The sequence below is a fragment of the Nocardioides sp. genome (assembly GCF_047606145.1).
Taxonomy (GTDB): Bacteria; Actinomycetota; Actinomycetes; order Propionibacteriales; family Nocardioidaceae; genus Nocardioides.
In genome coordinates, this window is the sequence record NZ_JASGET010000102.1 from 1 (window position 1) to 14,385 (window position 14,385).

At 69.2% G+C, this 14,385-nt stretch carries 13 protein-coding genes and 1 tRNA gene; all 14 read right to left on the reverse strand.

Annotated elements, in window-relative coordinates:
• Positions 1-565: transcription termination/antitermination NusG family protein (locus QM638_RS12750; RefSeq protein ID WP_415142359.1), on the reverse strand; the 565-nt coding region annotated here is incomplete at its 3' end.
• Positions 566-615: 50 nt separating this feature from the next.
• The gene (secE, locus tag QM638_RS12755; protein WP_415142360.1) at positions 616-858 is read right to left on the reverse strand and encodes a preprotein translocase subunit SecE; all 243 of its coding nucleotides are present in this window, start codon (positions 856-858) and stop codon (positions 616-618) included.
• 57 nt (positions 859-915) lie between these two features.
• Positions 916-988: transfer RNA gene (locus QM638_RS12760), tRNA-Trp, on the reverse strand.
• A gap of 115 nt (positions 989-1,103) precedes the next feature.
• Entirely contained in the window at positions 1,104-2,480 is a 1,377-nt protein-coding gene (locus tag QM638_RS12765) for a GH1 family beta-glucosidase (protein ID WP_415142361.1), read from the reverse strand.
• A gap of 278 nt (positions 2,481-2,758) precedes the next feature.
• Complete coding sequence (locus QM638_RS12770) at positions 2,759-4,291, reverse strand: PLP-dependent aminotransferase family protein (RefSeq protein ID WP_415142362.1); 1,533 nt, start codon at positions 4,289-4,291, stop codon at positions 2,759-2,761.
• Positions 4,292-4,336: 45 nt separating this feature from the next.
• The gene (locus tag QM638_RS12775) at positions 4,337-5,044 is read right to left on the reverse strand and encodes a TSUP family transporter (RefSeq protein WP_415142363.1); all 708 of its coding nucleotides are present in this window, start codon (positions 5,042-5,044) and stop codon (positions 4,337-4,339) included.
• 2 nt (positions 5,045-5,046) lie between these two features.
• Positions 5,047-5,790 carry an SDR family NAD(P)-dependent oxidoreductase gene (locus QM638_RS12780; RefSeq protein WP_415142364.1) on the reverse strand — a complete coding sequence of 248 codons (744 nt, stop codon included), beginning with the start codon at positions 5,788-5,790 and terminating at the stop codon, positions 5,047-5,049.
• A 28-nt stretch (positions 5,791-5,818) separates the two neighbouring features.
• Positions 5,819-7,174, reverse strand: a complete 1,356-nt coding sequence (locus QM638_RS12785; protein WP_415142365.1) for an aspartate aminotransferase family protein — start codon at positions 7,172-7,174, stop codon at positions 5,819-5,821.
• 28 nt (positions 7,175-7,202) lie between these two features.
• The gene (locus QM638_RS12790; protein WP_415142366.1) at positions 7,203-8,120 is read right to left on the reverse strand and encodes a CobW family GTP-binding protein; all 918 of its coding nucleotides are present in this window, start codon (positions 8,118-8,120) and stop codon (positions 7,203-7,205) included.
• A gap of 63 nt (positions 8,121-8,183) precedes the next feature.
• Positions 8,184-9,845 carry an amidohydrolase gene (locus tag QM638_RS12795; protein ID WP_415142367.1) on the reverse strand — a complete coding sequence of 554 codons (1,662 nt, stop codon included), beginning with the start codon at positions 9,843-9,845 and terminating at the stop codon, positions 8,184-8,186.
• A gap of 43 nt (positions 9,846-9,888) precedes the next feature.
• Positions 9,889-10,878, reverse strand: a complete 990-nt coding sequence (locus QM638_RS12800) for an ABC transporter ATP-binding protein (RefSeq protein ID WP_415142368.1) — start codon at positions 10,876-10,878, stop codon at positions 9,889-9,891.
• A complete protein-coding gene (locus QM638_RS12805; protein ID WP_415142369.1) occupies positions 10,878-11,882 on the reverse strand; it encodes an ABC transporter ATP-binding protein in 1,005 nt (334 codons plus the stop codon). Before QM638_RS12805 ends, QM638_RS12800 begins: the two co-directional genes overlap by 1 nt.
• Positions 11,879-13,441, reverse strand: a complete 1,563-nt coding sequence (locus QM638_RS12810; RefSeq protein WP_415142370.1) for an ABC transporter substrate-binding protein — start codon at positions 13,439-13,441, stop codon at positions 11,879-11,881. Before QM638_RS12810 ends, QM638_RS12805 begins: the two co-directional genes overlap by 4 nt.
• Positions 13,438-14,385, reverse strand: a complete 948-nt coding sequence (locus QM638_RS12815; protein WP_415142371.1) for an ABC transporter permease — start codon at positions 14,383-14,385, stop codon at positions 13,438-13,440. Before QM638_RS12815 ends, QM638_RS12810 begins: the two co-directional genes overlap by 4 nt.

Sequence of the window (14,385 nt, forward strand, 5' to 3'; positions counted from 1 at the left end):
CCTCGCCGGCCGCGGCGGCGGCCGCCTCGGCCTGCGCGACGACGGCCGGGGCGAGCATGTTCTCCACCTCGGTCATCGACAACGGCACCGGCTGGTGGCTGTGACCGACGAAGCCGGTCACCGACGGGGTGTGCCGCACCGCAGCCCAGGACTCGTCGGTCAGGTCCATCCGGACCAGCACGTAGCCGGGCAGGACGGTGCGCTTGACCATCTTGCGCTGGCCGTTCTTGATCTCGGCGACCTCTTCGGTGGGGACCACGATCTCGTGGATGTAGTCCTCCATGTTGAGCGAGACGATCCGGTTCTCCAGGTTGGACTTCACCCGGTTCTCCATGCCGGAGTAGGTGTGCACCACGAACCAGTCGCCCGGCTTGGCCCACAGCTCCCGGCGGAACGCCTCCAGCGGGTCGTCCCCGGCCTCGCCGTCGGCCACATCATCGGCGTCGAGATCGACCGACTCGTCCTCGACAGAGGTGTCCAGGGAGACCTCGACCTCGTCCGAGGTCCCGGAGACATCCGAGATCTCGGATGTCTCCGTCTCGTCCTGGTAGTCCTGCTCAGACACGGGTTCGCTCCATCGCTACTCGGGGACTGCTGGGGGTGTCGCTGGCGCGCTCAGTCGCGTCCGCCGAAGGCCCAGAACATCAGCTTCCCGAAGCCCAGGTCGAGGGCGGAGACGATCGCCATCATGACCACCACGAAGGCGATCACGACGACGAAGTACGTCGACAGCTGCTGTTGGGTCGGCCAGACGACCTTGCGAAGCTCGGCGACGACCTGTCGGTAGAAGGTGAAGAGTCCGGTGCGCTGCTGCTTCTCACGCCGCCGCGGGGTGGGGACCGCCTTGCTGTCCGTCACACTCGCCACCTTTCTCGTTCCTTCTCTGGCGGACCGGGCACGCCCGGTCCGATCTTGCAGGGCACGAGGGACTTGAACCCCCAACCTTCGGTTTTGGAGACCGATGCTCTGCCAGTTGAGCTAGTGCCCTCCGGCGGTCCCACAAAGCCTCGCGCCCCCGGTCCAAGGGCGCGCCTCACCATGTGGCAGAACCACCACCACGGGAGTCTACGGGCTGCACCCCAGCAGAGTCGAACCGGCCCGGCTCACCGCTGGGGCTCGCCGTCAGGAGCGCCGCGCACGTGCGCGATCTGCTCGCGATACCAGTGGTACGACGCCCGGGGCCGCCGCTCGAGGGTGTCGTAGTCGACCTCGACCAGCCCGAACCGCTTGGTGAACCCCTCGGCCCACTCGAAGTTGTCCATCAGCGACCAGGTCCAGTAGCCGCGCACATCGATCCCGGCCTCGCGGGCCGCGGCCAGCGCCGCCAGGTGGTCGTGCAGGTAGTCGATCCGGAACCGGTCCTCGGCAGGCGACCAGGCGCAGCCGTTCTCGGTGACGTGCACGCTCGGCAGCTCGGGACAGCGGTCCCTGAGCTGGACCAGGAAGTCGGTCAGGCCGGACGGCACCACCGGCCAGCCGAACTCGGTGGTGGGGTGGCCGGTGATCTCGTGCAGCGAGAACGGCAGGTCGCCGAAGCCGGCGGTGTCCACCTCGCCGCCGACCGCCGCCGGGGCGGTCGCTCCCGAGGCACCGACCAGGCTCGGGAAGTAGTAGTTGACGCCGTAGAAGTCCAGCGGCGCGTGGATCGCCGCCAGATCGCCGTCGGCGACCGGGAGGAGCCCGAGCAGGTCGCCCAGCTCGTCGGGATAGCGACCGAGCAGCACCGGATCGGCGAAGAGCCAGTTCCACAGCGCGTCGTAGAAGGCCGCCCCGCCTCGATCGCTCGCCGAGTCCGAGAGCCGCCAGACGGGCGTGTGGTTGGTCGCCGTGCCGATGCTGGCGGCCCCGGCCGAGCGCAGTGCCGCCACCGCGCGGGCGTGGCCGAGCAGCAGATGGTGCGCCACCGGCAGGGCGCCGAACCAGTCGGTGACTCCCGGCGCATGGGTGCCGAGCCCGTGACCGAGCATGGTGTGCACGTTCGGCTCGTTGACCGGGCACCAGTAGGCGACCCGATCGCCGAGCCGGGCCGCCACCAGCGCGGCGTACTCGCCGAACCGCTCGGCGGTCTCGCGGCTCGCCCAGCCGCCGGCATCCTGGAGCGCCTGCGGCAGGTCCCAGTGGTACAGCGTCGCCATCGGTGCGATGCCCGCCTCCAGCAGGCCGTCCACCAGCCGGTCGTAGAAGTCGAGCCCCACCCCGTTGGCGGCGCCGCGACCGGTCGGCTGGATGCGCGGCCAGGCGAGGGAGAACCGGTAGCCGCCGACACCGAGACCGGCCATCAGCGCGACGTCCTCGGCCATCCGGTGGTAGTGGTCGCAGGCGACCGCGCCCGAGGAGCCGTCCCGGATCGCACCGGGGCGCTCGCAGAACGTGTCCCAGATCGACCGGCCGCGGCCGTCGGCGGTGACGGCTCCCTCGATCTGATACGAGGCGGTGGAGGTGCCCAGGACGAAACCGGCGGGCAGGTCGACGAAGCGCATGGCGACAAGCCTAGGCGGTGTCCGCACCGGGGCCCGGTCGCCCGGGCGGCGGTGCGTGTCCGGCGCTCGAGGTGCCGGCGACGTCGAGCGGCCGCGACTCCCACTGCCACAGGGCCACCCGGAGCGCGGCTTGCAACGGTTGCCAGGCCCACCGCGAGGCTGCCTTGGTGGACAACGGGTCTCTCGACCGGGAGGGCGGGATGTACTGGAGCTCCGGGGGAAGTGTGGACGTCGACCGATACGGGTCGTGGCTTCCGGGTTGCGGGGTCGCCGATCAGTCAACGGGTCGCTTCAGTGACGGCGTCTGCCAGTCGCGCGACACCGGGCCGGATCCGCGCCTGTGCGATGGCGTTGAAGCCGACGCGCAGACTGTTCCGTGGCGCGTCCTTCGACAGGTAGTAGGAACTTCCGGGACTCACCAGGACCCCGCGGGCGCGGGCGAGGTCGGCTACCAGACGTCCGTCGAGATCGTCTGGCCCGGTGAGCCAATAGCTGAGCCCGCCGGTCGGGCGACCCGACATCATGCCGGGGAGGTAGCGATCGAGCGCGTCTCCGAGCGTCTCCCACTTGCGACGCAGCTCGAGTCGGTGCCGGCGCAACTGCTGGTGGTAGTCACCCGAGGTGATGAAGAGCGCCAACGTTCGCTGGAGGTGGCCCGATGGATGCTTCGTCTCGTGGAACCGCCGTTCCCGCATCGCCGCGATCAAGGACGGGGCGGCGACGACGAACCCGGCTCGCAACCCGGGCGCCAAGAACTTCGAGAACGTGCCCAGGTACACGACGCGTCCGTCGGTGTCGGCGGCCTTGATGGCCGGGGTCGGCGACCCGACGTAGCGCACCTCGGAGTCGAAGTCGTCCTCGACGATGAGGAAGTCCCTCGCGCTCGCGCGGGCGAGCAACAGATCGCGGCGTTCTGGGCCCAGGGTGACGTTGGTCGGGTGGTGGTGGCTGGGCGTGACGTAGACGAGGTCAACATCAAGGTCGTCGGGAAGGATGACGCCGTCGCCGTCGACGCTGAACAGGCGCAGGTTGGCGCCGCTTCGGCGGAAGATCCGAGCGGCATCCACATAGCCCGGGTTCTCGACCGCGACCGTTCGCCCCTGGTCGAGGAGCGCCTCGGAGAGCAGGTGCAGCGCCTGCTGGGCTCCGTTGGTGATCAGGACCTCGTCTGCCTCGGCGGAGATGCCCTTGGCGGGTAGCAGGGAGGTGCGGATCGACTCGACGAGCAGGGGATCGTCGCGGTCGACGCTGTCTCGCAGGCTGAAGGTGGCGTTGGGGCCGTCAAGCGCGGCCGTCGTCGCCCGAATCCACGCTCGCGTCGGAAAGCGTCGGATCTCGATCTGCCCGGGGAGGAACGGGTACGGGAACGACTCGTAGTCGGGCTCGATCACGGCATGTTCGGGCCACGGGTCCTCAATCGCGAGCAGGTGGTCGGACCAGTCGGGCCGGCCGCGCCCCGTGGCGATGGACGCGGCAGCGACCGACTCGCGGTCAGTTCCGGCGGCGCCCCGGTCCGGTGATCGAGCGGCGAGTGCGCCGGGCACGGGGTAGAGACCGCTGCGCGGACGAGCGAAGAGGGCCCCCACCCCGACGAGCTCCAGATAGGCGGCGTTGATCGTGTTGCGTGAGACGCCCAACTCCTGCGCCAGGTAACGCGACGATGGAAGGGGGCGGTGCAACGGGAAGTGGCCGTTGCGCAGACCCTGCTCAACGAAATGGCGCACCTGCTGATACAGCGGTACGTCGGACCTTCGGTCGATCCAGGCACGGACCTCGCCCTCGGCCGGGGGCCGGGGGCGAGACGACGTCACCCTCCTCATTGTGTCACTCCGACCGACAACGGTGGCCGCTGCCGCTCAGGCGACCACGGTCCGGATGAGCAGGACGAGCCCGGCACACAGACTGAGCGTGAGCGCGAGGGGCCGGAGCGCTCGCTCGGGCAGCCGTGGCACCGCCATGTGCGCCGCCACGAGGCCGACCACGACACCGGGCAGCAGGACCACGGTCAACGCCAGGTCCCCTGTGTCGAGGTCGCCCCGGGCGGCCATGCCGAGGACCGAGATCCCGGCGGTCAGGGCGAAGAAGGCCGACAGATTCGCGCGATACCGATGCGCGTCCGCATCTGCGTAGGCGACCACGAGCGGAGGCCCCGGTACGGCGGCCACGCTGCCCAGGAACCCCGCCATCCCACCGGCGACGGCCAGCTGCGCGCGGCCCGCGCGGACCTGCCAACCGAGCATCGATGCGGCCACGCTCACGACCACGAAGAGCCCGATCAGGAACGATGTCGCCCTCCCGGTCAGCTTCGGCACCAGCAGGAGGCCCCCGACCGCCGCCGGCACAGCCGCGACGAGAGCCCACGACAGTCGCGTCAGCGCCAGTGCGCGGCGTTCTCGCCGGACGATGCCGAGCATGACGATCATGGTCACGCACAACAGTGGACCGGGCACGAAGTGGTGGTCGAGGAGGACGAGCAGCGGGCTCGCGACGACGCCGAATCCGGATCCGGTCGCCGCCTGGGTCACGACCGCTGCGGCGATGACCAGGCCGGCGACGAGCGGCACCTTCAGCCGTTCCGGCGGTGGACGACTTGAGCCGAGGTCTGGTCGCGCGCCAGCATCAACACCTGGTCGATGTTGACGTGGGGCGGCCGGGTCACGATCCACCTCACCGTGTCGGCGACGTCCTCTGCCTTCAGCGGTGTCATTCCGGCGTAGACGGCGTCGGCACGCTCTTGGTCTCCCTTGAAGCGGACGAAGCTGAAGTCGGTCTGGACCATCCCCGGATCGATCTCGCTGACGCGGATCGGCTTGCCCAGCAGCTCGATGCGCAGGACACGCGTCAAGGCTGCGACAGCATGTTTGGCCGCGTTGTAGCCGGCACCCCCGGCGTAGGCCTCGCGGGCGGCGATCGAACCGATGGTGACGACCTGACCGTCTCCAGAGGCCTCGAGCAGGGGCAGCAGTGTCTTGGTCAGCCGCAGCGTGCCCAAGACGTTCACGTCGTACATCCACTGCCAGTCTGCGAGGTTCGCCTCAGCCACCGAGTCCGTTCCGAGAGCACCTCCGGCGTTGTTCACCAGGACGTCGCAGCGATCGACCTGGGCGGCGAAGGCCGCCACCGAGTCGTCGTCGGTCACGTCGAGTCGGTACGCGCGCCCGCCGCAGTCCGAGGCGACCTTCTCGATCAGCTCGATACGTCGCGCGCCGAGCACCACCTCGTAGCCGCCGGCCGCGAGGGCGCGGGCCGTGGCGGCACCGATCCCGCTGCTCGCTCCGCTGATGACTGCGACAGGCGGGTTGACGGTCATGTCCGTCTCCTTCACCAGCAGGTCCATTTCAGCTGACCGCCCCGGTGTAGGCGCTGTCGGCTCCGAGCAGGGCCTTGTCGAGGGCGGCCAACGCCTCCTCGATCTCGGCGTCACTGACGTTCAGCGGCGGCGCAAGGTGGATGCGGTGATAGTTGTTGAAGACCAGCAGCCCATGCGCCTTTGCTGCGGCGAGCGTGTCCGCGATCGGCGCACTGGTTCCTCCGTAGGGAGCGAGCGGCTCCTTGGTCTCTCGATCGGTGACCAGGTCGAGTGCCCAGAACGCTCCGAGTCCGCGAATGTCGCCGATGCTCGGGTGCGCTTCGGCCAATCGAACGAGCCCGGGTCCGAGGAGTTCTGCCCCCACCCTCGCGGCGTTCTCCACCATCCGCTCGGCGGTCATCGCCTCGATCGTCGCGACCGCCGCGGCACACGCCAGTGGATGACCCGAGTAGGTCAGCCCGCCGGGGTAGGGTCGGTCGGCGAACGTCGTGGCGATCTCCTTGCTCACCACGACGCCGCCGAGCGGTACGTACCCGGAGTTCACCCCCTTCGCGAACGTGATCAGGTCGGGCACGACGTCGTGCTGATCGAAGCCGAACCAACTGCCGGTGCGGCCGAAGCCCACCATGACCTCGTCGGCGATGTAGACGATGCCGTAGCGGTCACAGATCTCCCGCACACCGCGCAGGTAGCCCGGCGGCGGGGGCATGACACCGGCCGTGCCGGCCACCGACTCCAGGACCAGCGCTGCGAAGGCGTCCGGTCCTTCGAAACGGATCAGGTCTTCGAGGTGCTCCAGGGCGCGCGCACACTCCTCCTCCTCCGAAGTGGCGTGGAAGACCGAGCGGTAGAGGAAAGGTCCCCAGAAGCGGACGACGCCAGCGACCCCGTCGTCGTTCGGCCAGCGGCGGTGATCGCCGGACATGTTGACCGTCAGGTGGGTGCCGCCGTGGTAGCCGCGGAACTGGGTCAGGATCTTGCGTCGCCCGGTGTGCAGACGTGCCATCCGGACCGCATGCTCCACGGCGTCGGCACCGCCGTTGGTGAAGAAGACCATGTCGAGCCCGACGGGTGTGCGGTCGGTGATCAGTTTGGCTGCCAGCGCCCTCTTGTCGTTGGCGTGGGCCGGAGCGATCGTGCACAAGGTCGCCGCCTGCTCCTGGATCGCCGAGACGACCTTCGGATGCTGGTGACCGACGTTGGTGAAGATGAGTTGGCCGGAGAAGTCGAGGTAGCGGTTCTCGTCGGCGTCCCACAGGTAGGACCCGGCGGCGCGGGTCACCACCATCGGGTCGAGCCGCTTCTGGGCGGACCAGGAGTGGAAGACGTGGGCGCGGTCGAGTTCGTAGGTACGCCGTCCGACGGCGTCGTGGGGTGCAGGCACGGTAGCTCCTCGTTGAGTGTGGTTGGTTTCAGTCGGTGGGGACGGCCACCGCTGCTCGCCGGATCCGTCGGGCGGCAGTCTCGAGCGCCGCCTCGGCGTCCGGTCCGGCGGCGATGAGCACGATCTGAGGCCGGTCCTCAACGCCCCACGGTCCTTCGGCGGTCAGCTGCAGTTCGGTGCCGTCGGCGTTCACGATGAGCCGCCGATCGGGGGCGGCCGCATCGCGGACGACACCCTTCGCCCGTCGTACGACGGCGGGAAGCTCGGCCAGGGCGCGGCGAAGCTCGACCAGGTCGACGGTGCCGAGGGTTCCCGTCCCAGCGAGGTCGACGGTCCGAGTGAGGTGGGGATCGACGTCGACCGCTCCGCGACCCCCCGACGAGAGCGTCGGTGAGCTGGCCTCGAGCAGCGTTGCGAGGTCGTCGAGGTCGGCCCGCAGGATGCGTGCCCGCGGCGCGAGGGACGAGCAGCGGCGCGAAGCGCTCGCCGTCACAGCCTCGGTGGCGACGTCCGCGTGCGTGAGCGCGATGATGCTCGCCGCCGTGACCTGCCGATCCACGACGTCCCCGACGTAGGGATCGGCGATTAGTCGCTCGATTCGTCGTACGTCGACGCAGACCACGGTCGGGCCGTCGGCCAGCCCCGGAAAGCTCCGCCAGCTCTCGAGTACACGAGGGTCGGCGACACCGCTCGCCTCGACGATGACGCGATCGAGGCCGCCACGGGCGGCCACCGTCGTCATCACCGTCCCGGCGGCGCCCTGCGCCGTGCAACACACGCAACCGTCGGTCAACTCGATGACCTCGTCGGTACGTCGACGGACCAGGGCCGCATCGACATTGACCGACCCGAAGTCGTTGACGACGACGACGAAGCGACCCAAGCCGGAGGAACTGAGCAGCCGGTTGAGCAGCGTGGTCTTTCCCGAGCCGAGGTAGCCGCTCACGATCGTGAGTCGGGCGCCTTGACGAGCAGTGGGCGCCCTGGCGTCGAGGCTCACGTCACTCCCTCACACGGTGGTCGGAGCGGTCGCCGCGGCGTGATGGACACCGCCCACCACCGTTCCGAAGACGCGAATCGCTCCGATCCGATCGACCGGGACTGCCAGGGGATCCTCGTCGAGGACAGCGAAGTCGGCGTACTTGCCGGGAGCGATGCTGCCGACCTCGTGATCCATCTTGAGCAGGTAGGCGGGCCCGAGGGTGACGGCGTGCAGGGCTTCCCCGGCGGTGATCCGCTCCTCTTCACCCATCACTCGGTCCGACGGCGTACGCCGGGTCACGGCGTGCTGCATCGTCTTGAGCGGACCGAGCGGAGTGACCGGCGTGTCTGAGTGCAACGCGATCGGGACCCCGGAGTCGAGAGCCGTGCGGGCCGCGTTCATGCGGGCCGCTCGGTCCGGGCCCAGGGTGATGTCCATGTGCTGGTCACCCCATGCCCAGATGTGGTTGGCGAAGACATTGGCCCCCATCCCCAGTGCCGCCATCCGGCGATACTGCGCCGGTGACGTCATCTGCGAGTGCGTGACCGTGTGCCGGTGGTCGAGGCGCGGGTGCACGGCCAGGACTCGTTCCATGGTCTCGACGAAGAGCTGGGTGGCCTGGTCGCCGTTGCAGTGGACGTGGACGAGGAGCCCGGCGGCGTGGAAGGCCGTCAGAGCCTCCTCGAACTCTTCCGGAGCCATCGCCCAGATGCCGTTGGGCTGACCGCCGAGGTAGCCCGGCGCGAGCACCCTCGCAGTGAAGCTCTGGATCGAGCCGTCGAGCATGAGCTTGACATGCCCCATCCGGAGCAGATCGGTGCTCTCCTCCCGCAGTTCCAGGAGTCGCTCGACGGCACGCGTCGGCGGCAGCGTCCACGTGCCGGCGGAGCCGAAGTGGAAGACGCTGATTCGGGCCGGGAAGTCCCCGGTGATGGTGTCCCGGTAGGGCTTGTCGCCGCCCTCCTGGCACACGCTGACCGAGGCGAGGTCCGTCGCGGTGGTGACGCCGTTGTTGACCGCGTCGTGTGCGAAGGCGACGAGGCCCTCGGCGCTCACCTGCCCGGAGGCGGAGCCGATGAACGGCTGGACCAGTCCCATGGCGGCGAGCTCCTGAAGCGTGCCGGTAGGGCGGCCACCGCCGTCCTTGACGACCCCTACGACCTCGGTGTCGGCGTCGATCCCGGCCAGGTGCATCAACCGCGAGTTGACCGAGCACAGGTGAGCGTTCGCGTGAAGGACGTGGATCGGGCGGGACGAGGAGACGCTGTCGAGTTCCGCGGCTTCGAGCCGTTCCCCTGGGTAGTAGATCGGGTCGAAGCCCCACACCTTGAGCGGCTGGTCCGGATCCTCGAGGAGCGCCTCGGCGTCGCGGAGTCGGTCGAGAACCTCCCCGATCGAGCCACATCCCGGCCAGAGGCGGCCGTCGGGCGAGGTGCGCTCGAGCCGTCCGGCGTATACGTTAGCCCAGGCGTCACCGCCACTGACATGGCTGTGCGCCTCGACGAACCCGGGGACCAGCACCTTCTCGGCGTACCGCTCATCGACACGCGCCGGCCCGTATGCGTCGAGCTCGCTGCGCGAGCCGGCCGCCACCACTCGGTCGCCGCGGACCAGGACCGCCTCGGCGGTCGGTCGGGCGGGCTCCATCGTGCGGATCACGCGGGCGGGGTAGAGGACGGTCTCGGTCATCGATCGCTCCTTCTCAGGTGAGTCGTGAGGGGTGGCAGGCCGGTCAGCCGATGCCCGCGCGGTGGCAGGCGGCCTCATGGTCGGGCCGATGGTCGTAGTGGATCTGGAGCGCCGGGCGGTCCTGACGGCATTCGTCGGTGGCGAGCCAGCAACGCGAAGCGAAGGCGCAGCCTCGATGGCGTTGGCGCGGACTGGGCAGGTCGCCTTTGAGCACGATCTGCTCCCCGGGATCGCTGGTCGGGTCCGGAACTGCTGAGAGGAGTGCCCTGGTGTAGGGGTGCAGTGGGTTGCCGAAGACGTCCTCGGTCGGTCCGATCTCGACGATCCGGCCCAGGTACATGACCGCGACTCGGGTCGCGAGATGTCGGATGACGGCGAGATTGTGCGAGATGAACAGATAAGTCAGATCTCGCTCCCGTTGGAGGTCGAGCAGCAGGTTGAGGATCTGCGCCTGGATCGACACGTCGAGTGCCGAGGTCGGCTCATCGAGGACGACGAACTCGGGGTCGGCGGCGAGTGCGCGTGCGATCGCGATGCGCTGCCGCTGCCCGCCCGAGAACTCGTGGGGGCGGCGGTTCACCGCGGTGGCGTCGACGCCTACCCGCTCGAGGATGTCCTGCGCCCGCTCTCGCGCCTCTCGCCGACCGACCCCAGCCGCGACCAAGGGCTCCATCACCGACCGGATGACCGAATAACGGGGGTCGAGGGAGCCGTTGGGATCCTGGAAGACCATCTGCATGCGTTGCCGTGCGGCACGCCGCGCCCGTGGTGTCAGGCCCGCGGCGTCCCGGCCACTGACCAAGACGTGTCCTCCGGTGGGTCGCTCCATCATCAGCGCAGCCCGTGCCAGCGTCGACTTCCCGCAGCCCGATTCACCCACCAGTCCGATGGCCTCGCCGCGGTGGACCGAGAACGTGACCCCGTCCAGCGCTCGCACGGCGCCACCCCGGGCAGCGAAGTGCTGCTGGACGTCTTCGAATCGCACGAGGTGGTCGCTCTGCTTCGGCTCACGGACCGTGGTGGCGCCCGACATCACGCCACCCCCTCGACGCTGCTCGTCTCACGGCGTGGGGTGAGCAGGCAACGCACCTGCTGCGACGATCTCCCGGTCACCTCGAACAGTGGCTGCGGTTCGTGGCACTCCGGCTCGACGTAGGAGCAACGTCCAGCGAACCGGCAGCCGGTCCGAGACCGGTCCGCGGTGGTGACGCCTCCCGGGATCGCCGGCAGCGCCGCGCGCGGTTCGCGGCTCACCGACGGGATGCTGGCGAGCAGCCCCTGCGTGTACGGATGCCCGGGGGACCGGAGTACGTCGCGCGGATGCCCCGCCTCGATGATCTCCCCGGCGTACATCACGACCACCCGGTCGCAGACCCGGGCGATCACACCGAGGTCGTGGGAGATGAGCACGATCGCCGTACCGGTGCGGTCGCGAAGGTCAGCCAGCAGCGCCAGGATCTGGGCCTGGACGGTGACGTCGAGGGCAGTCGTGGGTTCGTCGGCGACCAGCACCCGAGGCTCGGCCGCCATGGCGATCGCGATCACCACCCGCTGCCGCATGCCGCCGGAGATCTGGTGGGGGAACTGTCGGACTCGCAGCTGTGGCTCGGGCACCTGGACCAGCCGGAGAAGCTCGAGGACGCGGGCATCGATCCGCTTCCGGTCGCTCTGCCCGTGCAGCCGAAGGACCTCGGCGATCTGATCACCGATGCGCATCACCGGGTTGAGCGCGTTCATCGGTTCCTGGAAGACCATCGAAACGTCTTCGCCGCGGATCTCTTGCAGGGCGGCGTCACCGAGTCCGATGTAGTCGTGGCCCGCGACCTCCATGCGCCGCGCGCTCACCTGGGTGGAGGCCGGGAGAAGGCCGAGCAGCGCGAGTCCGAGGCTCGACTTCCCGCAGCCCGACTCGCCGATGACGCCGATGATCTCACCCGGCTCGAGCCGCAGGTCGAGCCCCGAGACGGCCGCCGGGGAGCCGGGGTAGCTGATGGTCAGGCCGTCGATGACGAGGGCCTGGTCGACGGTGTCGGTCATGGCACCAACCACGCTTTCTTCAGGTTGCGGCGGAAGGAATAGGGGTCGACCTGGTAGCCCTGCAGCCGGCGGGACCAGATCTCCTGGCGCTGTGCGACGACGTAGGGGACGATGACGAGGACCTTGTCGGCCACCTCGTTCTCGAGCCTGCGGAGGACCACCGGCTGCCGTTTCGCCGAGGTGGTCTGGCGCAGCTGTTGGAGCAGGGCCGCGGCACGAGTGCCGGCCTTGCCGCTCTTGTTGGTGGGCTGACCAGGGACGAGGAACGCGTTGAAGTACGCCGTAGGGTCTGGCTGCGCGGTCCCGGGGACGGCGATGAGTCCGTCCCAGCTTCCCTTGATGTAGTCGGCCAGGATCTCGGCCCACGGGGTCGGGTCGAGGACCACCTTGATCCCCACGGCCTTGAGCTGCTCCTGCATGACCTCATAGAGGGCGACGTCGCGGGCGAACGAGGCATCGCTGGGGTAATGGATCGTCACGGTCGGGTCCGTGACCCCGCTTCGGGCCAGAAGCCTGCGAGCGTCGCTCGGGTCGTAGGTGTAGTACGGGGTGTTCTTGGTCGGCGCCAGCCCAGCCGGATCGCCCCGGGGCACGACCAGCGAGGTGGTCCCGTAGCCGTAACTGGCGAGCTTGGCGATCTGCGGGCGGTTGAGGCCCTCGGACAGTGCCCGCCGGAAGTCGAGATTCGCCATCGCGCCGGTGGTGGCGTTGACGTAGAGGCTGAGATTGCGCGTCTCCGCGTTCTTCCCGGTGACGAAACCCTCGCTGCTGACCTGTTCCGCGAGCTGCTGGTCGCCGAGCCAGATCGCATCGACCGATCCCTGTCGCAGCGCCGCCAGTCGCGCTTGGTCGTCGGGGATGATCTTGAAGTCGATGCCGTCGAGGTAGGGCAGCGGACTGTGCCAGTAGTGCGGGTTGCGGCGCAGCTTGATGACGACGTTGTCCTGCCACTGGGTCAGCATGAACGGACCGGTGCCGAGCGCTTGCCGTTGACGCTGCGCCGCCGGCGTCGAGGTGTACCACGCCTTGCTGACGATCAGCCCGTTGGCCTCGCCCGCGACCAGGTTGAGGAAGGAGGTGCTCGGGGCGGAGAGCTGGAAGTCGACGGTGTGGTCGTTGACAGCACGCACCGACTTCAGCGCCGTCAGCATCGCCGCCTGGCTCGCCCCGGCCTTCTTCATGGTGTCGAACGAGAAGACGACGTCGGTCGCGGTCAGCGCGGTGCCGTTGCTGAACTCGGCGTGGCGGAGGTAGAAGCGGTACGACAGCGGCCCGGTCTTCTTCCAGCGGGTGGCCAGCCCCGGCTTGAGCCGGCCCTTGTCGTCCTTGGTCAGAAGTGACTCATAGATCTGCACGAGGATGTTCTGGGAGGCGAAGGCCGTGGTCACGTAGGGGTCAAGGCCACCGGAGACCGGTTGCACGTCAGTGCCGTACTCCAGTACACCGCCGCGCACGGGCTGGTCGGGAATGGTGCCGACGTCGTTGACGCCCCCGCAGGCGGTGAGCACCAGCGCCAGCGCCGCGGCAAGGACGACGATGAGCGTTCGCAGCACCTTCACCGGGCCGCCTCCTCGGTCTGGTCCGCGCTGGCCCGGGTGACCAACGGCTTGCGGGGGTCGGCTGCGACGTGGGTGTCCCCGCGGCGCGGGGAGAGCACCTGTTGCAGACCGTCCGCAACGAGATTCCAGCCGACGGTCAGCATCACGATCACCAGCGACGGCAGCAGGACGAGCATCGCGTCGCGCTGCATGAACCGGGTGGCATCCGAGATCATCCGCCCGGCCGAGGGGTCCGGCGGTACGACGCCCTGACCGAGGAACGACAACACGGACTCGAGCAGGACGACCATCGACGCCGTGGCGGCGAACTGGACGAAGAGGGGGGTCAGCACGTTGGGCGTCAGGTGTCGCGCCGCGATCAGTGGTCGTCGTACGCCGGAGATCTCGGCCGCGACCACGAAGTCGCTCTCGCGCAGGCCGATCACGGGGGCGCGCATCACCCGGGCGAACCCGGGTGCGGTGATGATTGCCAGGGTCCCGATGAGCGGAAGCGCGCCGTTGCCGGTCATCATCCCGATGACCAGCGCCAACAGCATTGCCGGCACGGCGAGCATCACGTCGACGATTCGCATCACCACGGCGTCCACAACGCCACCGAGATAGCCGGCCAGAATCCCGGCGACCGAGCCCACGAGCGCGGCGAGCACCGAGGCGCAGAACGAGATGAGCAGTCCCGTCCGCGTCGCCGCCGCGAGGCGGGTCAGGTTGTCTCGGGCCAGGTTGTCGGTCCCCAGCCAGTGGGCCCACGACGGGCCGGCGAACGGGTCGTCGCCGATCTTGGTGATCGTGTAGGGCGTGAAGAGCGGGGTCAGCAGCGAGATCGCCAGCAGGGCGCCGAGGATGAAGAGTCCTGCGGTGAGGGCGGCGCTTCCGCCGAGGCCGGGGATCCGGAGCGGGACCCGCCGTCGGCGGATATTCACGAGTGACTCGGAGATGGCGGTCAT

Bases quoted from the DNA above. Each gene is read 5' to 3' on its own strand.
- QM638_RS12765 (WP_415142361.1), bottom strand. From the start codon at position 2,480: ATGCGCTTCGTCGACCTGCCCGCCGGTTTCGTCCTGGGCACCTCCACC.
- QM638_RS12805 (WP_415142369.1), bottom strand. From the start codon at position 11,882: ATGACCGACACCGTCGACCAGGCCCTCGTCATCGACGGCCTGACCATC.
- QM638_RS12815 (WP_415142371.1), bottom strand. From the start codon at position 14,385: ATGACCGCCATCTCCGAGTCACTCGTGAATATCCGCCGACGGCGGGTC.
- QM638_RS12780 (WP_415142364.1), bottom strand. From the start codon at position 5,790: ATGACCGTCAACCCGCCTGTCGCAGTCATCAGCGGAGCGAGCAGCGGG.
- QM638_RS12800 (WP_415142368.1), bottom strand. From the start codon at position 10,878: ATGTCGGGCGCCACCACGGTCCGTGAGCCGAAGCAGAGCGACCACCTC.
- QM638_RS12795 (WP_415142367.1), bottom strand. From the start codon at position 9,845: ATGACCGAGACCGTCCTCTACCCCGCCCGCGTGATCCGCACGATGGAG.